This window comes from Lelliottia sp. CFBP8978 (assembly GCF_034046055.2).
GTDB lineage: Bacteria > Pseudomonadota > Gammaproteobacteria > Enterobacterales > Enterobacteriaceae > Enterobacter.
The window spans coordinates 1844104-1865140 of sequence record NZ_CM188253.1; the positions used below are offsets into that span (position 1 = coordinate 1844104).

23 protein-coding genes and 1 other annotated feature are annotated in these 21037 nt (G+C 50.3%); of the genes, 14 read left to right on the forward strand and 9 right to left on the reverse strand.

The features are described 5' to 3' along the window. Positions 1 to 35: 35 nt before the first annotated feature. From SOM82_RS08605 to SOM82_RS08620, 4 genes are all read left to right on the forward strand, one after another. Complete coding sequence (locus SOM82_RS08605; protein ID WP_320459286.1) at positions 36 to 605, forward strand: fimbrial protein; 570 nt, start codon at positions 36 to 38, stop codon at positions 603 to 605. A gap of 62 nt (positions 606 to 667) precedes the next feature. Continuing rightward, positions 668 to 1387 (forward strand): fimbrial biogenesis chaperone, encoded by a 720-nt coding sequence (locus SOM82_RS08610; RefSeq protein WP_320459287.1) that lies wholly within the window; start codon positions 668 to 670, stop codon positions 1385 to 1387. A gap of 76 nt (positions 1388 to 1463) precedes the next feature. Beyond that, entirely contained in the window at positions 1464 to 3908 is a 2445-nt protein-coding gene (locus SOM82_RS08615) for a fimbria/pilus outer membrane usher protein (protein WP_320459602.1), read from the forward strand. A 1-nt stretch (position 3909) separates the two neighbouring features. Beyond that, positions 3910 to 4893, forward strand: a complete 984-nt coding sequence (locus tag SOM82_RS08620) for a fimbrial protein (protein ID WP_320459288.1) — start codon at positions 3910 to 3912, stop codon at positions 4891 to 4893. Between the two features lie 57 nt (positions 4894 to 4950). On the opposite strand, the gene SOM82_RS08625 is transcribed toward SOM82_RS08620, so the two are convergent. The 4 genes from SOM82_RS08625 to hxpB all read right to left on the reverse strand — a co-directional run bounded on the left by SOM82_RS08625 (position 4951) and on the right by hxpB (position 8734). After that, the gene (locus tag SOM82_RS08625; protein ID WP_154125174.1) at positions 4951 to 6342 is read right to left on the reverse strand and encodes an L-cystine transporter; all 1392 of its coding nucleotides are present in this window, start codon (positions 6340 to 6342) and stop codon (positions 4951 to 4953) included. A gap of 127 nt (positions 6343 to 6469) precedes the next feature. Beyond that, positions 6470 to 7060 carry a metal-dependent hydrolase gene (locus SOM82_RS08630; RefSeq protein ID WP_154125175.1) on the reverse strand — a complete coding sequence of 197 codons (591 nt, stop codon included), beginning with the start codon at positions 7058 to 7060 and terminating at the stop codon, positions 6470 to 6472. A 94-nt stretch (positions 7061 to 7154) separates the two neighbouring features. Continuing rightward, the gene (gene kduD / locus SOM82_RS08635) at positions 7155 to 7916 is read right to left on the reverse strand and encodes a 2-dehydro-3-deoxy-D-gluconate 5-dehydrogenase KduD (RefSeq protein WP_154125176.1); all 762 of its coding nucleotides are present in this window, start codon (positions 7914 to 7916) and stop codon (positions 7155 to 7157) included. A gap of 146 nt (positions 7917 to 8062) precedes the next feature. Then, positions 8063 to 8734 carry a hexitol phosphatase HxpB gene (hxpB, locus tag SOM82_RS08640; RefSeq protein ID WP_320459289.1) on the reverse strand — a complete coding sequence of 224 codons (672 nt, stop codon included), beginning with the start codon at positions 8732 to 8734 and terminating at the stop codon, positions 8063 to 8065. Positions 8735 to 8880: 146 nt separating this feature from the next. Here hxpB and SOM82_RS08645 point away from each other — a divergent pair, with 146 nt between their 5' ends. Then, the gene (locus SOM82_RS08645; protein WP_154125178.1) at positions 8881 to 9417 is read left to right on the forward strand and encodes a YniB family protein; all 537 of its coding nucleotides are present in this window, start codon (positions 8881 to 8883) and stop codon (positions 9415 to 9417) included. A 49-nt stretch (positions 9418 to 9466) separates the two neighbouring features. Here SOM82_RS08645 and SOM82_RS08650 read toward each other — a convergent pair whose 3' ends face one another. From SOM82_RS08650 to pfkB, 3 genes are all read right to left on the reverse strand, one after another. After that, positions 9467 to 10327 (reverse strand): fructosamine kinase family protein, encoded by an 861-nt coding sequence (locus SOM82_RS08650; RefSeq protein ID WP_320459290.1) that lies wholly within the window; start codon positions 10325 to 10327, stop codon positions 9467 to 9469. 104 nt (positions 10328 to 10431) lie between these two features. Beyond that, positions 10432 to 10722: a type V toxin-antitoxin system endoribonuclease antitoxin GhoS gene (gene ghoS, locus SOM82_RS08655; protein WP_154125180.1), complete on the reverse strand. Its 291-nt coding sequence runs from the start codon at positions 10720 to 10722 to the stop codon at positions 10432 to 10434. Positions 10723 to 10820: 98 nt separating this feature from the next. After that, positions 10821 to 11753 carry a 6-phosphofructokinase II gene (gene pfkB, locus SOM82_RS08660; RefSeq protein ID WP_320459291.1) on the reverse strand — a complete coding sequence of 311 codons (933 nt, stop codon included), beginning with the start codon at positions 11751 to 11753 and terminating at the stop codon, positions 10821 to 10823. 293 nt (positions 11754 to 12046) lie between these two features. Here pfkB and SOM82_RS08665 point away from each other — a divergent pair, with 293 nt between their 5' ends. Both SOM82_RS08665 and SOM82_RS08670 read left to right on the forward strand, forming a co-directional pair. Next, positions 12047 to 12805, forward strand: a complete 759-nt coding sequence (locus SOM82_RS08665) for a DUF481 domain-containing protein (RefSeq protein ID WP_154125182.1) — start codon at positions 12047 to 12049, stop codon at positions 12803 to 12805. Between the two features lie 264 nt (positions 12806 to 13069). After that, positions 13070 to 13300, forward strand: coding sequence for a hypothetical protein (locus SOM82_RS08670; RefSeq protein ID WP_320459292.1), 231 nt, complete (start codon positions 13070 to 13072; stop codon positions 13298 to 13300). A gap of 209 nt (positions 13301 to 13509) precedes the next feature. Here SOM82_RS08670 and yniD read toward each other — a convergent pair whose 3' ends face one another. Continuing rightward, positions 13510 to 13617 carry a small membrane protein YniD gene (gene yniD, locus SOM82_RS08675; protein ID WP_154125184.1) on the reverse strand — a complete coding sequence of 36 codons (108 nt, stop codon included), beginning with the start codon at positions 13615 to 13617 and terminating at the stop codon, positions 13510 to 13512. Positions 13618 to 13686: 69 nt separating this feature from the next. Further along, entirely contained in the window at positions 13687 to 13779 is a 93-nt protein-coding gene (yncL, locus tag SOM82_RS08680) for a stress response membrane protein YncL (protein WP_154125185.1), read from the reverse strand. 322 nt (positions 13780 to 14101) lie between these two features. On the opposite strand from yncL, the gene thrS reads away from it, so the two are divergent. From thrS to pheT, 7 genes are all read left to right on the forward strand, one after another. Further along, positions 14102 to 16030, forward strand: coding sequence for a threonine--tRNA ligase (gene thrS / locus SOM82_RS08685; protein WP_320459293.1), 1929 nt, complete (start codon positions 14102 to 14104; stop codon positions 16028 to 16030). A gap of 3 nt (positions 16031 to 16033) precedes the next feature. Further along, positions 16034 to 16576, forward strand: a complete 543-nt coding sequence (gene infC, locus SOM82_RS08690; protein WP_320459603.1) for a translation initiation factor IF-3 — start codon at positions 16034 to 16036, stop codon at positions 16574 to 16576. Positions 16577 to 16672: 96 nt separating this feature from the next. Then, on the forward strand, positions 16673 to 16870 hold the full coding sequence (gene rpmI / locus SOM82_RS08695; RefSeq protein WP_001124225.1) for a 50S ribosomal protein L35: 198 nt from the start codon (positions 16673 to 16675) through the stop codon (positions 16868 to 16870). A 54-nt stretch (positions 16871 to 16924) separates the two neighbouring features. After that, positions 16925 to 17281, forward strand: a complete 357-nt coding sequence (rplT, locus tag SOM82_RS08700) for a 50S ribosomal protein L20 (protein WP_012017122.1) — start codon at positions 16925 to 16927, stop codon at positions 17279 to 17281. A 202-nt stretch (positions 17282 to 17483) separates the two neighbouring features. Further along, positions 17484 to 17607, forward strand: a sequence feature (Phe leader region). Further along, positions 17489 to 17533 (forward strand): pheST operon leader peptide PheM, encoded by a 45-nt coding sequence (pheM, locus tag SOM82_RS08705; RefSeq protein WP_001386830.1) that lies wholly within the window; start codon positions 17489 to 17491, stop codon positions 17531 to 17533. It overlaps the preceding feature by 45 nt. Positions 17608 to 17647: 40 nt before the next feature. Beyond that, on the forward strand, positions 17648 to 18631 hold the full coding sequence (gene pheS, locus SOM82_RS08710) for a phenylalanine--tRNA ligase subunit alpha (RefSeq protein WP_320459294.1): 984 nt from the start codon (positions 17648 to 17650) through the stop codon (positions 18629 to 18631). Positions 18632 to 18646: 15 nt separating this feature from the next. Beyond that, positions 18647 to 21034, forward strand: a complete 2388-nt coding sequence (pheT, locus tag SOM82_RS08715) for a phenylalanine--tRNA ligase subunit beta (protein ID WP_320459295.1) — start codon at positions 18647 to 18649, stop codon at positions 21032 to 21034. Positions 21035 to 21037: the final 3 nt, after the last annotated feature.

Below are 21037 nucleotides of genomic sequence, written 5' to 3' on the forward strand. Positions count from 1 at the left end.
CGCTTTCGCTCAGATTAAAAATTAAGGGATTAAATATGAATAAGAAAATTCTGGCTATGTCTATGGCTATGGCATTCTCCGGTGTTGTCGGCATGAGCTATGCCGAGCAACCAGCACCTCAAGATGTGACCATTACCGCTCAGGTTGTGAACGAGCTCTCTTGTGTGGTGGATGCACCTTCATCAGTCAGCTTCGATAACGTCGAAATGCGTGAAATTGGTACTCTCGAGAACCAATATACGCTCAAAAATAATGCTGTTACGATCTATGATGTTAAATTAACCGAATGTCCTGCGGACCAGACCGTCTCTCTGACCGTGCTGGGAACACCAGCAGCAGGCAACGACCAGCTGCTGGCCATTGATGCAGGCGCAGGCAGCGCGCAGGGTGTGGGTGTTGCGATTTGGGACGTCGTTCTTCTTACTGATGAGAAATTCGTGCTTGCCCCGAACGGCAGTGGCCATGCTTCAATGTCACATGACGTAGATAGTGATGGTTCCGTACGCATTCCATTAACTATCGGTCCAGTAAAAATTAGCGATGCCACCCCAATTGTGGCGGGTGCGATCACGACTTCTACCAGCATTAAAGTGAACTTCCTGTAATTATTGTTTAAATACAAAATGGCTGGCTATAAAGCCAGCCATTTTTTCTTCGAGATAGATCAATGAAATTAAATCGATTCATTTCCGCTACTATTTTTTCAATGGTTGCGATGAGCTTTGCCTCCCAGGCGACAGTACAGCTTTCTGCCAACCGCCTGTATTACAGTGCCAAAAATCAGGACGTTAATATTACTGTTAAAAATAGTGAAGACAGAGAATATCTTGTCCAGTCGTGGGTGGATGCGGTGGGTAATCCTGAATTAGAGCATACCGCAAAACTGCCTTTTATCGTTTCGCCGCCGCTTTTCCATATGGCCAATAAGAGCGAAGCTGTCGTGCAAGTGATGTATGCCGGACAGGGTTTGCCAACCGATCGCGAAAGCCTGGTATGGCTGGACGTTAAAGCTATTCCGGCAATGACCGACGGTGAGAAGAAAATCAAAACCAAAGTGATGGTTGCGGTACTGACACGTATTAAACTTTTCTATCGCCCTGAAAATCTCCCTGGCAATGCCACGGATGCGATTGCGGAATTAAAATGGCAGAAAGATGCTAATAATACGGTTACTGTCAAAAATGATTCGGCTTACTACGTTGTGCTGAACAAAATAAAAATTAATGATGAGCAAGTAAAAGTATCCGTTGAGGATAATAACACCGTTGTCGCGCCTCATGGCAGCAAAACCTATCCTGTTAAATCCGCAAAATCTGGTGTCAAAGTGAGCTGGAGTGGCGTTAATGAATTCTCAGTGACGTCAGCTGAGAAGACCGTTACGTTGTAATTCGTTTATGCCAATTGCCCACTCTCGGAAAAGGAATTCCCCGCGCTTTGTACGTAGTGCAATTTCACTGTGTGTGATGCTTTCTATTTCGTCGGCTTACGGGGAAGCGTACTTTGACCCCGGGCTCTTGCAGCCCGTGGACGGCGCGCCTGAAATTGGCGATCTCAAATCCGTTATAGCGAATGAGAAAAAAGAGGGGACATATCACGTCTATGTTGATGTGAACGGCAAAAAATTTAGTACAGAGGATATTCAATTTAGTTTGAAGGATGACGCGCTGGTACCGTGCCTGCCAATGGCGATGTATGCCAAAATTGGTATCGATCCTTCAGCTGCTGATGTCCATATTAATCCGGAAAAAGACGAGCGCAGTTGCGTACTGTTGACTGAAGCAGTGCCTGTTGCGCAGTCTTCTTTTGATTTCTTAACCAAGAAATTATCCCTTTCTTTCCCGCAAACGACGTTGCATGCCCTTTTAAAAGATGAAATACCCGTAGCACTTTGGGATGACGGCATCCCTGCGCTGCTGGTTGGTTATCAGGCGTCAGGATCTCAGACCCTGCAGAGTCAGGATGAGAGTTCTGGTAGTTCTGATAACTATGTGAATTTGAAAAATGGCATAAATCTCGGCGCGTGGCGTTTACGTAATTTGTCCACATTCACGCAAAGTAGCGATACCGGCACTGAGTGGGACAACACCAGCACCTATGTTGAACGCGCTATTCCGGCGATTAAAGGTGAACTGGTGATGGGGGATGCCTATACCACCGGGGATCTGTTCGACAGTATTCGTCTGCGAGGGGTTCAGATTAGCTCTGATACCGATATGATCCCTGGCAGTATTAACGGGTTCGCCCCTGTAGTTCGCGGGATTGCAAAGAGTAATGCTACGGTAATCATCCGCCAAAATAACAATATTATTTATCAAACCAACGTGGCGCCTGGTCCATTTGCCATTAACGATTTAGCCCCCGTTTCAAACGGCGGGATATTAGATATCACGGTGAAAGAGGCGGATGGCAGCGAGACGCACTTCAGCCAGTCTTTTGCCTCGATGCCGATACTGCAGCGTAAGGGGGCGTTAAAATACGCTCTCTCAGTCGGGAAATACTCTGAAGCAGACCTGGATGACAGTGAGCCTGAAGTGCTACAGGCGGTTATCGCTTACGGTCTGCCCTACAACCTGACGCTACTCAGCGGATTGCAGAAGAGCAATGCTTACCAAAGCTACGATCTGGGGCTGGGTCTGGATTTAGGCTTCCTGGGCGCAATGTCGCTGGATATGGCAAAAGAAAAGTCAACGCTTGCGATGAACGCAGAAAAGCGTGAAGGGACCGTCACTCATCTTAAATATCAAAACCATCTGGATAAGACCAATAGTGACATTAATATTAGTCTTGATAAATACAGCAAAAACTATACTTCCTTCGCGGATAACTACGCTAAGGCAGACGATAATCAGCAGGTTAAAAAACAGCAGTTATCATTATCGCTGAATCAGGCCATTACGGATACGCAAAGCATTTTCGTGTCGCTGAATAAAACGGACTATCAAAACAGTGCCAGTTCGAAAATGTATCAGGTGGGAATAAACAGTCCGCTATGGATGTTGAATGCCTCCGTTACTTTCGGTTTGAATCAGAACCAGGATGAAGAAGGTAAGGTGACGCGTGATAAGCAGTTGCTCTTCAATTTCTCCCTGCCGCTGTCGGTATTTGATCATACCTCGACCACAAATGCGACAATGATGATCACCAATGATTTAAAAGGTAATAGTAACCAGACCGTGGGCTTTAGCGGGAATATCATGCATTCGCCCGCGTTCACGTACAACACGCAAATGGGTTACAATGTTCAAAAGCATGAAGATGACACCAAAAATGCGAGTGCGGGGGCGACATATAAAGGACAGTACGGTGAAGCACAGTTGGGCTATAACCAGGACGATCAGCAAAAACAATTCACTTATGGAATGACCGGACAATTAATTCTCCATCGGCATGGTTTAACGGCGGGGCAATATTCCGACGGTGCTATCGCATTAGTCAGCGCACCGGGTGCGAGTCATGTTGGGATCAGTAATAACCTTGGTGTTTATACCGACTGGCGTGGATATACGATCGTTCCGGATGTAACGCCTTACAACACCAATACCGTTCAGATTGACCCTGACAGTGTGGGGCCGAATATGTCATTCGAGAATATTTCGGCGGAGGTTATTCCAACCAAAGATGCTGTTGTATTAGCTAAATTCCCTGTCAATATTGGACGAAAAGTACTGTTCACTCTTAATTATAAGGGCGACGTCATTCCGTTTGGTACTCAGGCATACTTAGTCGGTAGCGACAGGATGTTCTTTATCGGCGATCGCGGTGAGCTATTTATTTCCGGGGCCGCTGATGAAGGTGAAATACTGGTGGATATCAGTGACAGTCATCAATGTAAGGCTCGTTATAAATTACCAAAAATTGAAGGTAAGTTGCCTATTACCATGATGACATTATCATGTGGGGATGAATAAGATGCGTATTTTTTCTACGGTAACGCTTTTCTTTGCAACTGCTTGCGTAGCGATTCCGTCGTGGGTCTCAGCATGTGATTTGCAAAATCAGTCAACGCTATCCATCTCGCTGGACGGCTCGTTGCAGAAAGATCCTCTGCAAGCCAATGTCGGTGACACCCTTTATGTCAAACGCTCCTCGCTGACAAAACTGGCGCACCGGAAACAAGATATTGTCTGTACGCCAGTGCAGTCGCAGGATCAGCTTGTTATTAAAGGCAATATGACGGGCAGTATGACGGGCGATCATGTCTATCCCACCACGGTTCCGGGAATCGGGATCCGCCTTTCTGTCGTGATAGGTAAAAAAGGCAATCATACCTCGCTGATGTCGTTGCCATTTACCCAGCAATACGGCTTAAAAGAAATATCAGAACTGACGAGTGATAACGTATTTATCAAAACTGAGCTGGTCAAAACAGGGGCGATCTCTACGTCGGGTCGCATCAGCTATCAAAACCCTTCGTTATTCTCATTCACCCACTCCATCACTCAGCAGGTAGTGAATGTTGATTATACGCTCGCTGTCACACCTCCCGCGGGGTATTGCCATTTCACCACAACGAATGCGGCATTTACCCTGGCGACGGTCAGTAGCAGTGCAGTGAAATCGGCATCTCAGATGCCAGCGACACCAATGCCCATCACCTTTGCTTGCATGGGTTCGGCGACGCACATCGAAATGACGCTGTATGGTGCGATGGATAAAGCGGGGAATGGAGTACTGCGCAATAAAGACGGTGTGGATCAGGCGACCGGCGTGGGCGTTCAACTGCTTTATCAAAATAACCCTGTTGTATTCGGCTCGCCGATTTCACTCGATGGACTCCCGCTGATTAATAATCAGGGAGAGATCCCACTGTCGGCGCGTTATTTTCCGACAGCGCCGCAGGTGACATCCGGTAAAGTGGATACTCTGGCGACGATCAAACTGAATTTTCTGTAACCCCGGATAAGCAAAAGCCCTCAGAATGACTCTGAGGGCTTTTTTATTTTCGCTTGATTAACGATGCGCGAGTTCGGCGTTCTCTTCGCTATCAAGAATTTCTTTGTCAGTCTGCTTCAACCACTGGCTGGTCAATGTACCCGCCGTCATGGAACCACTTACATTCAGCGCAGTACGACCCATGTCGATCAACGGTTCAACCGAGATAAGCAGGGCCACCAGCGTGACGGGCAGTCCCATCGCCGGCAGAACAATCAGCGCCGCGAAGGTTGCGCCGCCGCCCACACCCGCAACGCCTGCGGAGCTCACGGTGACGATACCGACCAGGGTGGCAATCCAGACCGGGTCCAGCGGGTTAATACCGACCGTAGGTGCAACCATCACTGCCAGCATCGCCGGGTACAGACCCGCACAACCGTTCTGACCGATGGTCGCGCCGAAAGAGGCTGAGAAACTGGCGATGGATTCCGGTACGCCCAGACGGCGAGTTTGCGCTTCCACATTCAGCGGAATAGACGCGGCGCTGGAACGGCTGGTGAACGCGAACGTCAGTACCGGCCAGACTTTACGGAAGTATTTCAGCGGGCTGATGCCGTTCACACCCAACAGAATGCCGTGAACGACAAACATGATGCCGAGGCCCAGGTAGGAAGCGATAACAAAGCTTCCGAGCTTGATGATGTCCTGCAGATTAGAGCCTGCCACCACTTTGGTCATCAGAGCCAGAACGCCGTAAGGCGTCAGCTGCATAACCAGACGCACCAGCTTCATCACCCAGCTTTGCAGCGTGTCGATAGCGGTCAATACGCGCTGGCCTTTTGGCGCATCGTCTTTCAGCAGTTTCAGGGCAGCAACACCCAGGAAAGCGGCAAAGATAACCACGCTGATGATGGAGGTAGGGCTCGCGCCCGTCAGGTCAGCGAACGGGTTCTTGGGAACGAAGGAGAGCAGTAGCTGAGGCACGCTTAAATCGGCCACTTTACCTGCGTAGTTGGTCTCAATCGCGGTCAGGCGTGCCGTTTCGGCAGTCCCTTGTACCAGACCTTCGGCGGTCAGGCCAAACAGATTAGTGACCAGCACACCGACCAGCGCGGAAATCAGCGTGGTAAACAGCAAAGTGCCGATGGTCAGGAAGCTGATTTTACCCAACTGGGAAGCGTTGTGCAGACGTGCCACTGCGCTCAGAATGGAAGCGAAGACCAGCGGCATTACAATCATTTGCAGCAGTTGCACGTAGCCGTTACCGACCACGTTAAACCACTGAATGGATTCTTTTAACACCGGGTTATCAGAGCCGTAAATAGCCTGCAGCGCCAGACCAAATACCACACCCATACCTAAGCCGACGAGAACCTTCTTCGCCAGACTCCACTGCTTATGACGCGTCTGCGCCAGCAGCAATAGCAAAACAACGAACACCACGATGTTCGCAATTAGTGGAAAATTCATCCCCGTTCTCCTGATTTATTATCTGACCGGTATATTCCGATCCTGTTGGCGCAAGGTTAGCAGAAGTGTGATGTCGCGCTTATATCCAAATGGAATGGATTATGACAAATGTCATTATTCCGTTTGTTTATTGTTCAATCTGGTGATGAATAAACCGATTGAACTGAAATTGCAGCGAATTGATCATCTGTGATGACCAGCGAACTGCACCATTTTCGGGCAACGTTTGTGGCATCCAGACGGCATAAGCGAAGAGGGCCATGCATAGCACGCGCTCCAGCTGGTTGCCTTTTTGGGGGGCCAGAATCGGGAAACGGAATCGCCAGCGACAGGGCCACAGCAATGGAACGCCTGCGGGTGTCAGCATATCCGCCAGAATGTGGCTTAAATAACCCAGCACCATCCCCTGAATGGCATCTGCGGGCACAATCCAGCTCTCCGGGATCTTAAGATAAAAGAAGGTGAGCAGAATAAAAACGGCGAGAAAGCTGTGGGTAAATCCGCGGTGACCAAAGGCACGGGCGATGGGTTTGGCGATCCACTTCAGGCGTTGACCAAGAAACGACCTGGGATGGTCGATATCCGGTAACAGACAGGTAAGGACAGCCGAAGGAATAATATGCCACCAGTCACCCTGCGCCAGTACAGGGGTTAACTCAGCGTTTTTGGCAAACACTGCGCAGGCAATAGAAAAAAGGAGATGGCCTTCCGCCGTCATGATAAAACCCGTCAAACTGTCAATTCATACAGTATAGGGTTTTTATACAGTAGGCGGAAGAGGTTACGGTGTAACTCTTTGTCACAAACTGGCGTTAACGCGCCAGCCAGCCCCCATCGACGGCCAGCGTATAACCATTGATGTAATCAGACGCGGATGAGGCCAGGAAAACGACCGGACCCTGCAGATCCTCTGGCCGACCCCAGCGCGCCGCAGGGATACGATCGAGGATCTCTTTGCTGCGCTGCTCGTCATCGCGAAGCTCCTGCGTATTGTCTGTTGCCATATACCCGGGTGCAATCGCGTTGACGTTAATTCCATGAGTGGCCCACTCATTTGCCAGCAGGCGAGTGATCCCCAGCACTCCGCTTTTAGACGCGGTATATGACGGTACGCGGATCCCGCCCTGGAAAGAGAGCATGGAGGCAATATTGATAATTTTGCCGCCGCTTCCTTGCGCGACAAACTGACGCGCCACGGCCTGAGAGAGGAAAAAGACCGACTTCAGGTTCAGATTCATTACGTCATCCCAGTTTTTCTCACTGAATGACAGAGCATCTTCCCGACGGATCGTCCCGGCGTTATTCACCAGAATATCCACGCGTCCCATTTCCGTGACGGCTTTTGTCACAATGCTCTCAATGGCGTCTTGTTTGCTGAGATCGGCCTGAATAGCGATAAAACGTCTGCCCAGTGCGTTGACCCTGGCAGCCGTCTCTTCCGGGATTTTTCGGTTAACGCCTACGATATCGCATCCCGCCTGTGCCAGTCCCAGCGTCATCCCCTGGCCCAGACCCGTATCACAGCCGGTCACGATGGCCACTTTTCCCGAAAGTTTGAAGGCGTCCAGTATCATATATACCTCAGAGTGTAGGGTTATTGTCGTTCTGAAGGTAAGGATAGAAGGGGTCTGAGGGAAATACAAATAAAAATGAAATGATGTTTTAAAAATATTACAACGGTCATGTTTTCGGGCAACAGAACGTTGCCCGAAGTGCGACACTATTCGCCAAACAGATAGGATGGGGTCAGCTCTGTAAGCGACGCGAGTTTGGCGTTGGCCAGCGCAAAGCGCGGATCGTGTTGACCTTCTTCGGCTGGGACGACGATTGAGCGCATGCGGGCAGCTTTCGATGCGATCATGCCATTGACCGAATCTTCCAGCGCGACACAGGCCAGTGGGTCAACGCCAAGACGGGCAGCACAATCCATATAAACCTGCGGATGTGGCTTGCTGTACGGCAGTTTTTCTGCAGAAGCAAGAGCGTCGAAGCTGTCGCGCAGTTCAAACATCTCCAGCACTTTCTCCAGCATGTGTAGCGGCGAAGCGGATGCCAGACCTACTTTGAGACCCTGAGCTTTGCACAACGCAATCGCCTCGCGCGCACCCGGCAGCAGTGGACGTGTCTCTTCAACGAGGCTAATGGCCCGGCTGATAATCCGGTCAGTCACTTCTTCACGGCTCGGGCCGTTCCACGGCTGGTGGGCGAACCACAGTTCGACAACCATATCAATGCGCAACCCAAGCGTATCGGGAAGTTCGTCACGACGGCTGATATCCACCCCCAGGCTTGCCATGACATCCAGTTCAGCACGATCCCAGAGCGGTTCGGAATCGATCAGTAATCCATCCATATCGAAAATAGCAGCAACAATTTGGCGCGGGGTCGACATGACGACATCTCCTTTTACAGTGATACAGCAGAAGGTGAGGCTAAGTGTAAGGTGCAATTTACCATATCACCTTTAAAGATCGGGCGAAATTCACGCCCAGAAGGTAAACTCAGAATCAAAGAACGCGTCTTTTGGAAGGGGAACTGATGACGTATCAACAAGCTGGACGCATAGCAGTGCTAAAACGTATTGCCGGATGGGTAATTTTTATTCCTGCGATCATTTCTACTCTGATTTCTGTACTGAAGTTCATGTATGAGCGCAGCGAAAAACAGGCCGGTATCAACGCCGTGATGCTGGATTTTGCTCATGTCATGATCGAGATGATGCGCTTTAATACGCCATTCCTGAACTTCTTCTGGTACAACTCGCCAACGCCCGATTTTCACCAAAGCCTGAACATCGCGTTCTGGATTATCTTTGCGCTGATCTTTATCGCGTTAGCCCTGCAGGCTTCGGGTGCGCGCATGAGCCGTCAAACCCGCTTCCTGCGAGAAGGAGTTGAAGACCAGCTTATTCTGGAGAAAGCGAAGGGGGCGGAAGGGCTCACCCGCGAACAGATTGAATCACGCATTGTCGTGCCTCATCACACCATTTTCCTGCAAATTTTCCCGCTGTATGTCCTGCCGGTCATTGTGATTGTGTGTGGGTACTTCTTCTTCTCATTACTCGGCTTCCTGTAATGCAAAACGGGTGGCTCAGGCCACCCGTCTGTTCTATCTGTTGCCACGACTATACGGCTAATAACCGCTCCAGTGCCCGTTGCGCATTAACCAGATGCTCGCCTCCGAACAAAATTGCCCGGTTCAACAATGTATAAAGCTGGTAAACAGGTTGCCGTTCAAGGAAGTCTGATGGCAGGGGCGAAACGGACTGATATCCGTCATAGATTTGCGGCGGTTGTTCAGGATGCAGCGGGAGCATGGCCAGGTCACACTCTCTGTCACCCCAGTAGCAGGCGGGATCAAAAATGTAAGGACCGTTCGGGCCCAACGCACAGTTATCTGACCACAAATCGCCATGCAGCAAGGATGGCTGCGGCTGGTGAGAGGACAGGCGCTGCTGGACGTGCTCTACGATGGCGTCGATATTACCAAACGCCAGCCCTTTCTCCGCGGCAAGCTCCAGCTGCCAGCCGATGCGCTGCTCCGCAAAGAAGGTTGACCAGCGTCGCTGCCAGGCGTTAGGTTGAGGCGTAGTGGAGAGATCGTTATCAAAATCAAGACCAAACTGAGGTTGATCGCTCCACTGATGCAGACGCGCAATTTGCTGGCCTAATAAAAAGGCGTTGTGCGCGTCCAGCGGGCGGGCAGGGAGGTAATCCATCACCAGGAAGCTGTAGTCACGATCGCTGCCTAGCGCCCATACCTGCGGCACCGAGACGGTTTTGCTGCGCGATAATAATTCCAGCTGATCGGCTTCGGCGGTGAAAATAGGGAGCAGCTCTCGCTCATCACATTTCACGAAAAAATCACGTCCTGCGAAGCGCACATGCCATGCGGCGTGGATCTCTCCGCCCGGCAGCTCATTACGCAGTTCTATTTCACCGTCGCCCAGTTGCTCGTTCAAAAGATGACTGATAGCCTGCCACATGATGACTCTCCCATGTTGTCCGCCAGATCATAACGTTAGCGCATTACCGTCGTTAAAAAAACGCGCTACCGCACAACTGAGTCGTCTGGATTCATACAGGGCACTTATTGTTCTCTTTTTTGCCACTCTTCCCAGGTACTCACATTTATCTCTGCTTTTTTGCCCGTCGCGCTTTCAACCAGGCCGCTGGCGAGCGCTTTGACCTCCTCAACGCTAAGGGCGCTGATCAAGCCAAAAGTGTTAGTACCCAGATCGTGAACGTTGCCTTCATCGTCGGTAAGCGTCAGTAAGAATCCGCCGCGAGTGAGATGATTAGTGATCTCGTTGAGTTCGGTCAGCGAATCTTCGTGGATCTTGATGGTTGTCACGTAGCGAGTGATGTCACCACTGCTCATATTTCACCTCGTTGTTATCATAAAAGTTTTTTTAGCATAGTCGATTGCGCCAGTTTGGCGACTTTGAAAGTCCTTCCCCCGACAGGGGAAGGGGCAAATTAGCGCTGGGTGAGATAATTGACGATTTTCTGCGTATCTTCGAGCGAGCACAACCGCGTGCCCTGATTGATGGTGGCAGCGCTACCGGCGGCAACACCATGTTGCGTCATTTCTAAAAGCGAGGCGCCTTGCGCCAGTTTTAAGGTCATCGCTCCGACCATACTGTCACCCGCGCCCACGGTGCTTTGGCTTTTCATTGGCGGAGGAACCACCTGAACGAAACCGGATTCATCAACGGCCAGCGCACCTTGCGGACCAAGCGAAACGACAACGCGACGTGTTTTCCCGCTGTGGACCAACTCTTGCGCCGCAGTACGAACATCATCCGGTTGTGTCAGGGGGCGATTGACCAGCGCACTTAACTCTTTTTGGTTCGGCTTGATGAGCTCCAGATCGCCGGAGGAAAGGGCCGCTGTCAGCGCCTCACCAGAGCTGTCCACAATACAACGCAGGCCCTTATCCTGAGCGGCACGGATTAATTGCGTGAGCTTTTCGGTTTTCACGCCCGGGGGCAGGCTACCGCTAATGACCAGCAGTGAGCCGCTTTCAACCGATAAGACTTTTTCTTCCAGCTGGCGAAACTCATCATCATCCAGCATGGCGCCAGGCATCACGAAGCGGTACTGCTCACCACTGGACTCGACATGGACGTGCAGATTCTGGCGCGTCCAGTCTTTCGCCTTCACCGTATCAACCGCCACGCGTTCATCAGCCAGCAGGGCGATTAAATGTTCACCCGTCGCGCCTCCCGCCGGGAATATCGCGGTGGCTTTACCGCCAAGATGGGTAATGGCGCGCGCGACGTTAATGCCACCGCCGCCGGGTTCAAAAACCGGAGCGCTGCAACGCAGTTTACCTTCGGGATAGATCTGAGGGGTAAGCGTGGCGCTGTCGAGGGAAGGGGAGAGCGTTAACGTATAAATCTGTACCATTATGACCTCCTTTTAGTATGGACTCTGCTAAGCATGGCACAAAAGACCAGAAGGGAAAGTAAATAACAGTATGATTTTAAATATAATTGTTTATGTGGTGCGTATTTTTTTATTATGCATGAAATAATGAATTAAGATCGTTCTTATTCAAAAATTGAAATAAGAAATCATTGCTATGTTATATGAGGCTTTTTATAATTTGTTACCTTTCTATGGATGCCTTGTCATTGATCCTCAAGAAAGTTTCCGAGACCGTGATGGTCTCTTTTTTTGTTGTACGGACTCCTTTATAAATGAAGCTCTTGAAGACAGTACCCGCTGCAATGATGCTGGCGGGTGGCGTGTTTGCCTCGATGTATGCAGCCGCTGACGATACCGTTTTTACTGTCATGGATGACCCTTCCACTGCGCAGAAACCCTTTGAAGGTAACCTTAACGCGGGCTATCTGGCGCAATCAGGTAATACCAAAAGTTCCTCTCTGACTGCTGATACCACCATGACCTGGTACGGTAATACCACTGCCTGGTCGCTGTGGGGTAATGCCAGCAACACGTCATCTAACGACGAGCGATCTTCTGAGAAGTATGCAGTGGGTGGACGTAGCCGTTACAACATGACGGATTTTGATTACATCTTTGGCCAGGCAAGCTGGTTAACTGACCGCTACAACGGCTATCGTCAGCGTGACGTGTTTACAGCAGGTTATGGTCGTCAGTTCCTGAACGGGCCAGTCCACAGCTTACGTTTTGAATTCGGTCCTGGTGTGCGTTATGACGAGTACACTAATGATGAGACCAAAACTCAACCGTTAGGTTATGCGTCCGGCACTTACGCCTGGCAATTCACCGACAACGCAAAATTCACTCAGGGCGTCTCCGTATTTGGTGCTGATGATACGACACTGAACTCCGAGACGGCGTTGAACGTGGCCATCAATGAACACTTTGGTCTGAAAGTCGCTTATAACGTGACCTGGAACTCGGAACCACCGGCATCCGCTCCGGAACATACCGACCGCAGAACCACGGTTTCTTTAGGCTACAAAATGTAATATCCTCGGGCCGAAATATTATCGGCCCGTTTTTATTTTTAGCAAACAGTGCTATTAAATATCGAACAGCGTTTTAATTTAATCATGTAGCCGATTTCTCCATAATTTCTTCATAATTCCCTTCAGTTATTAATAATCAATTTATTTGACACTTTTTGATAAATAAATTGACTATGCAAAAGTGTGATCCAGATCTACACTATCAGTACAGGCAGATATTTGCCTTAAGTTGTTCTGCATTAATTCAGATAGAGAAGAAAGATTATGAATAAAATCAAAACTACTGCAGCAGCATTGGTGCTTTCTGCACTTTCATTTGGTGCATTTGCTGCCGATCAAGTTAATCAACCTGCCAGTGATACCACGCAAATCGGTATTACCCACGCTTCTGATGTTGAAGCGGGTTCTAATATTGCCCCAGGCTCACAGTCTACCGGGCAGTCCATGAATGACGCTTTTGATGTGCATAAATTGGTTGCAGGTGAATGGTCCTGATCGCACTGCAGACTAGTCTGATGTCAATAGCGACGACACGCGTCGTGTGTAAAAAAACCGGATTCTGAAGTGCCGGTTTTTTGCATTTATATAATGCTGTAAAGTTATTTCAGGATTCGCGTATTTCTGTAGATCGGAATAAAAAAATAGATTTGAGTCCAGAGTTTACAAACACATTAGATATTAGCGCGTTAAAATTTAACAAACGCTTAGCCCCATATCATGGCTGCCCAGCGTAATAAAAGCATTGCGCCACAGATGGCTAATAACACCACCACCATCTTCCAGTGTTTTTGTGTAAAGCGTTTTGATGGCATAAACCGTTCCCTCGCATGTTGATAGAATGAGTCTACCAAAAGCAGTTATCCGGTGTAACCCTAACGGTATTAGAACCAGTGAAACTTTTCGGCAAGAATCATCACCAACGCAGCTGCTGAAACAAGATTCAGGATCACGACGGTTCTGCTGGAAACATTCATAGTACGCCCCTTCGGCTATAAGGACCCTTTCAAGCGTAGCTCACCAAAACGGGATTGCGAGCACACATGTGAAACGCTATCAAGTTCATGCAAAAGTAGTAGATACATCTATCTGGTCGCAGAGGGTGCATTCACCCTTTTGTTAGTGTTACCATCACAGGACCGATCGTAAATCAGCATTTGTCTGATTCGGTTGAGTACCAGATGGCATGCCAATTTGACGATTGTTGGTCAGATGGTGTTGCAATCTATTGTCAAAACACGATTATTTTCTTTGTATATGCTCTTATGTGTGGGGCATCACTGCAAATAAGGATATAAAATGCCTGTAATTACTCTTCCTGATGGCAGCCAACGCCATTATGACCGCGCCGTAAGCCCGATGGATGTGGCTCTGGACATTGGTCCTGGCCTTGCAAAAGCCACCATCGCTGGCCGTGTAAATGGTGAACTGGTTGATGCTTCTGATCTGATTGAAAACGACGCACAGCTGTCCATCATCACCGCGAAGAATGAAGAAGGTCTTGAGATCATTCGTCACTCTTGTGCGCACCTGTTAGGCCATGCCATCAAACAGCTGTGGCCTAATACCAAAATGGCGATCGGCCCGGTTATCGACAACGGCTTCTATTACGACGTTGACCTTGACCACACCCTGACCCAGGAAGATATCGACGCGCTCGAAAAACGTATGCACGAGCTCGCCGAGACTAACTACGATGTCATCAAGAAAAAAGTCAGCTGGCACGAAGCGCGTGAAACCTTCGTGAAGCGTGGCGAGAGCTACAAAGTCTCTATCCTTGATGAAAACATCGCGCATGATGACAAGCCCGGCTTGTATCATCACGAAGAATACGTCGACATGTGCCGTGGACCGCACGTGCCGAATATGCGTTTCTGTCATCACTTTAAACTGATGAAGATCGCAGGCGCCTACTGGCGCGGCGACAGCAACAACAAAATGTTGCAGCGTATTTATGGTACCGCATGGGCCGATAAAAAAGCCCTGGGTGCTTACCTGCAGCGTCTGGAAGAGGCCGCGAAACGCGACCACCGTAAAATCGGTAAGCAACTCGACCTGTACCACATGCAGGAAGAAGCGCCAGGTATGGTATTCTGGCATAACGACGGTTGGACCATCTTCCGTGAACTGGAAACTTTCGTGCGCTCCAAGCTGAAAGAATACCAGTATCAGGAAGTGAAGGGCCCGTTCATGATGGACCGTGTCCTGTGGGAAAAAACAGGCCACTGGGACAACTACAAAGACGCGATGTTCACCACCTCTTCTGAGAACCGTGAATATTGCATCAAGCCGATGAACTGCCCAGGACACGTACAGATCTTTAACCAGGGTCTGAAATCTTACCGTGACCTGCCGCTGCGTATGGCTGAGTTTGGTAGCTGCCATCGTAATGAACCGTCAGGCGCACTGCACGGCCTGATGCGCGTTCGTGGCTTCACTCAGGATGACGCACACATTTTCTGTACAGAAGATCAGGTGCGTGATGAAGTGAACGCCTGTATTCGTATGGTCTACGATATGTATAGCACCTTTGGCTTCGAGAAGATCGTCGTCAAACTCTCAACTCGTCCGGAAAAACGTATCGGCAGTGACGAGACCTGGGATCGTGCTGAGGCGGATCTGGCAGTTGCGCTGGAAGAAAACAACATCCCGTTTGAGTATCAGCTGGGTGAAGGCGCATTCTACGGTCCGAAGATTGAATTTACTCTGTATGACTGCCTCGATCGCGCATGGCAGTGCGGAACAGTACAGCTGGACTTCTCTCTGCCGCAACGTTTAAGCGCCTCTTATGTGGGCGAAGACAACGAGCGTCAGGTACCGGTGATGATTCACCGTGCAATTCTTGGGTCAATCGAACGCTTTATCGGCATTCTGACCGAAGAATTTGCAGGCTTCTTCCCAACCTGGCTTGCGCCGGTGCAGGTAGTGGTGATGAACATTACCGATTCTCAGGCTGATTACGTTAAAGAATTGACGCAGAAACTACAAAATGCGGGCATTCGCGTAAAAGCGGACTTGAGAAATGAGAAGATTGGCTTTAAAATCCGCGAGCACACTTTACGTCGTGTCCCGTATATGTTGGTCTGTGGTGATAAAGAGGTGGAAGCAGGCAAAGTTGCCGTTCGCACCCGCCGTGGTAAAGACCTGGGGAGCCTGGACGTAAGTGAAGTGATTGAGAAGCTGCGACAAGAGATTCGCAGCCGCAGTCTTCAACAACTGGAGGAATAAGGTATTAAAGGCGGAAAACGAGTTCAAACGGCGCGCCCGAATCGTATTAATGGCGAAATTCGCGCGCAAGAAGTTCGCTTAACAGGTCTGGAAGGCGAGCAGCTTGGTATTGTGAGTCTGAGAGAAGCTCTGGAAAAAGCTGAAGAATCCGGAGTAGACTTGGTCGAAATCAGCCCTAACGCCGAGCCGCCAGTTTGTCGTATCATGGATTACGGCAAGTTCCTCTATGAAAAAAGCAAGTCTTCTAAGGAACAGAAGAAAAAGCAAAAAGTTATTCAGGTTAAGGAAATTAAATTCCGACCTGGCACCGACGATGGCGATTACCAGGTAAAACTCCGCAGCCTGGTACGCTTTCTGGAAGAGGGTGATAAAGCTAAGATCACACTGCGTTTCCGCGGTCGTGAGATGGCTCACCAGCAGATCGGTATGGAAGTGCTTAATCGCGTCCGTGACGATCTGAGTGAACTGGCAGTGGTCGAATCCTTCCCATCGAAGATCGAAGGCCGCCAGATGATCATGGTGCTCGCTCCTAAGAAGAAACAGTAAGGCCTTCAAGTAGCAATTCCTGTGGAGCCTCAGGGCTTCGCAGGTTTTGTTCGCCTACGTTTCGTTTATTAACAATGCGAAGTGGAAGTTATTAAAATGCCAAAAATTAAGACCGTACGCGGTGCTGCTAAGCGCTTCAAAAAAACCGGTAAAGGTGGTTTTAAGCACAAGCACGCTAACCTGCGTCACATTCTGACTAAAAAAGCTACCAAGCGTAAACGTCACCTGCGTCCGAAAGCCATGGTTTCCAAAGGCGATCTGGGTCTGGTCATCGCGTGCCTGCCGTACGCATAAGTCGTTAACGTTTTTTTAACTTTTTTTAATTAGAATAGATACAGGAGAGCACATATGGCTCGCGTAAAACGTGGTGTAGTTGCCCGTGCACGTCACAAGAAAATTTTGAAACAAGCTAAAGGCTACTACGGTGCGCGTTCACGCGTATACCGCGTTGCCTTCCAGGCTGTTATCAAAGCTGGTCAGTATGCTTACCGTGACCGTCGTCAACGTAAGCGTCAGTTCCGTCAACTGTGGATTGCGCGTATCAACGCAGCAGCACGTCAGAACGGTATTTCTTACAGCAAATTCATCAACGGCCTGAAAAAAGCCTCTGTTGAAATCGACCGTAAGATCCTGGCTGACATCGCAGTATTCGACAAATTAGCGTTCACCGCTCTGGTCGAAAAAGCGAAAGCAGCACTGGCATAAGCCAGTTGAGAGAGGGAGCTTTGCTCCCTCTTTCCTTTATACCCTTCATCATTCAGGTTGCATCGGGTTTGGCTGTGTTACTTCACGCTCTCAGCGCTTTCCTGAAGATCAAATGATTAGGGCATAACTCAGTCAAAACATTGACTTTTTCGCTGTGAGCCTTTTCAATAAGGTCTGACGGTATCGACCACACAAGGTAACGCAAGCATGAATGCTGCTATTTTCCGCTTCTTCTTTTACTTTAGCACCTGATTCCGGGAGGCTAGCGCGTGAAAGACGAAACGAAAAACAGCGCCTAGAAGCCTCCTGATGGAGGCTTTTTTTGTTTCTACCGCTTATGAATATCGCCACATAATGAGGAAAATCATGTCACATCTCGCAGAGCTGGTTGCCAGTGCAACGGCTGCCATTAACCAGGCGTCAGATGTTGCCGCGTTAGACAATGTCCGCGTCGAATATCTGGGCAAGAAAGGGCATTTGACCCTCCAAATGACCACCTTGCGTGAACTGCCGCCAGAAGAGCGTCCGGCAGCGGGTGCAGTCATCAATGAGGCCAAAGAGCAGGTTCAGCAAGCTCTGAACGCGCGTAAATCCGATCTGGAAAGCGCTGCGCTGAACGCCCGCCTGGCGGAAGAGACGATTGATGTTTCCCTGCCGGGTCGCCGCATTGAGAACGGTGGATTACACCCAGTGACGCGCACGATTGACCGCATTGAAAGTTTCTTCGGTGAGCTCGGCTTTACCGTGGCGACTGGCCCGGAAATCGAAGATGATTACCATAACTTCGACGCCCTGAACATTCCTGGCCATCATCCGGCGCGCGCTGACCACGACACTTTCTGGTTCGATGCTACCCGTCTGCTGCGTACTCAGACTTCTGGTGTGCAGATCCGTACCATGAAAGAGCAAGAGCCGCCAATCCGCATCATTGCGCCGGGCCGTGTATATCGTAACGACTACGATCAGACTCACACCCCGATGTTCCATCAGATGGAAGGCCTGATTGTCGATAAGAACGTCAGCTTCACAAACCTGAAGGGGACTCTGCACGACTTCCTGCGTAACTTCTTTGAAGAAGATCTGCAGATTCGTTTCCGTCCGTCCTATTTCCCGTTCACTGAGCCTTCAGCGGAAGTCGATGTTATGGGTAAAAACGGCAAGTGGCTGGAAGTGCTTGGCTGCGGCATGGTGCATCCGAATGTTCTGCGTAACGTTGGCATCGATCCGGAAGTCTACTCCGGCTTCGCCTTCGGAATGGGCATGGAGCGTCTGACGATGCTGCGTTATGGCGTTACCGATTTGCGCGCGTTCTTCGAAAACGATCTGCGTTTCCTCAAACAGTTTAAATAAGGGCAGGACAGAACAATGAAATTCAGTGAACTGTGGTTACGCGAGTGGGTGAATACGTCTCTCGACAGCGAAGCGCTCTCTAACCAAATCACAATGGCGGGTCTGGAAGTTGACGGCGTAGAGCCTGTTGCAGGCCGCTTTAACGGTGTTGTTGTTGGTGAAGTGGTCGAGTGCGGCCAGCACCCTAATGCAGACAAACTGCGCGTGACAAAAGTGAACGTTGGCGGCGAGCGTCTGCTGGATATCGTCTGCGGTGCGCCAAACTGCCGTCAGGGCCTTCGTGTCGCAGTGGCGACGGTGGGTGCGGTATTACCGGGTGATTTCAAAATCAAAGCAGCAAAACTGCGCGGCGAACCATCAGAAGGCATGCTCTGCTCTTTCTCCGAGCTGGGTATTTCCGACGATCATGACGGCATTATCGAACTGCCTGCTGATGCTCCTGTCGGCACCGATATCCGCCAGTATCTGAATCTGGATGACAACACCATCGAAATCAGCGTGACGCCAAACCGCGCCGATTGCTTAGGTATTATCGGCGTGGCGCGCGACGTTGCGGTGCTGAACCAGACCGAACTGAACGAGCCGGAAATCGCAGCCGTTGCGGCAACGATCGCCGACACGCTGCCGATTCAGGTTGACGCTGCTGATGCCTGCCCGCGCTACCTTGGTCGTGTGGTCAAAGGCATCAACGTAAAAGCGCCTACGCCGCTGTGGATGAAAGAGAAACTGCGTCGTTGCGGTATTCGCTCTATTGATGCTGTTGTGGATGTGACCAACTACGTTCTGCTGGAACTGGGTCAACCGATGCATGCATTTGATAAAGATCGTATCGAAGGCGGCATCGTTGTTCGTATGGCGAAAGAGGGCGAAACCCTGGTGCTGCTGGACGGTAGCGAAGCAAAACTGAGCACCGATACGCTGGTGATTGCCGATCATACGAAAGCGCTGGCCATGGCCGGCATCTTTGGTGGTGAGCACTCTGGCGTCAACGACGAAACGCAAAACGTACTGCTGGAATGTGCCTTCTTCAGCCCGCTGTCTATCACCGGTCGTGCGCGTCGTCATGGTCTGCACACGGATGCATCGCACCGCTATGAACGTGGTGTTGATCCCGCCCTGCAGTACAAAGCGATGGAGCGCGCTACGCGTTTGCTGATCGACATCTGCGGTGGCGAAGCGGGTCCGGTTATTGATATCACCAACGAAGCGACGCTGCCAAAACGCGCCACTATCACCCTGCGTCGCAGTAAACTGGATCGCCTGATTGGCCATCACATTGCCGATGCGCAGGTGAGCGACATTCTGCGTCGTCTGGGCTGCGAAGTGACGGAAGGTCAGGACCAGTGGCAGGCCGTTGCGCCAGGCTGGCGTTTCGATATGGAAATCGAAGAAGACCTGGTGGAAGAAGTTGCTCGTGTCTACGGCTACAACAATATTCCTGACGAGCCGGTACAGGCTGGCCTGGTGATGGGCTCCCATCGCGAAGCCGATTTGTCCTTGAAGCGTGTGAAAACCATGCTCAATGATAAAGGCTACCAGGAAGTGATCACCTACAGCTTCGTTGATCCGAAACTGCAGCAGTTGATCCATCCGGGTCAGGAAGCGTTAATCCTGCCAAGCCCGATCTCCAGCGAAATGTCCGCGATGCGCTTGTCCCTGTTGACGGGCCTGCTCGGGACTGTCGTCTATAATCAGAACCGTCAGCAGAGCCGCGTGCGCATCTTTGAAACCGGTCTGCGCTTTGTGCCGGATACCCAGGCAAATCTGGGCATTCGTCAGGATGTGATGTTGGCTGGCGCGATTTGTGGCAACCGCTACGAAGAGCACTGGGATCTGACGAAAAACAGCGTTGATTTCTACGATGTGAAGGGCGATCTGGAGTCTGTTCTCGATCTGAGCGGTAAATTATCTGAAATTGAATTCCGCGCAGAAGCCATTCCAGCCCTGCATCCGGGCCAGTGTGCGGCCATTTATTTACACGGTGAACGCGTTGGTTTCGTTGGTGTTGTTCATCCTGAGCTGGAACGCAAACTGGACTTGAATGGCCGTACCATGGTGTTTGAGCTGGAGTGGAACAAGGTCGCAGACCGCGTGGTTCCTCAGGCTCAGGACGTTTCGCGCTTCCCGGCGAACCGCCGCGATATCGCCGTTGTGGTCGCTGAAAATGTCCCCGCAGCAGATATTTTGGCCGAATGTAAGAAAGTTGGCGTAAATCAGGTAGTTGGCGTAAACTTATTTGACGTGTACCGCGGCAAGGGCGTAGCAGAAGGTTCTAAGAGTCTTGCTATTAGCCTTATCCTTCAGGATACCAGCCGTACACTCGAAGAAGAGGAGATTGCCGCTACCGTTGCCAGATGTGTAGAGGCATTAAAAGAGCGATTCCAGGCCTCATTGAGGGATTGAACC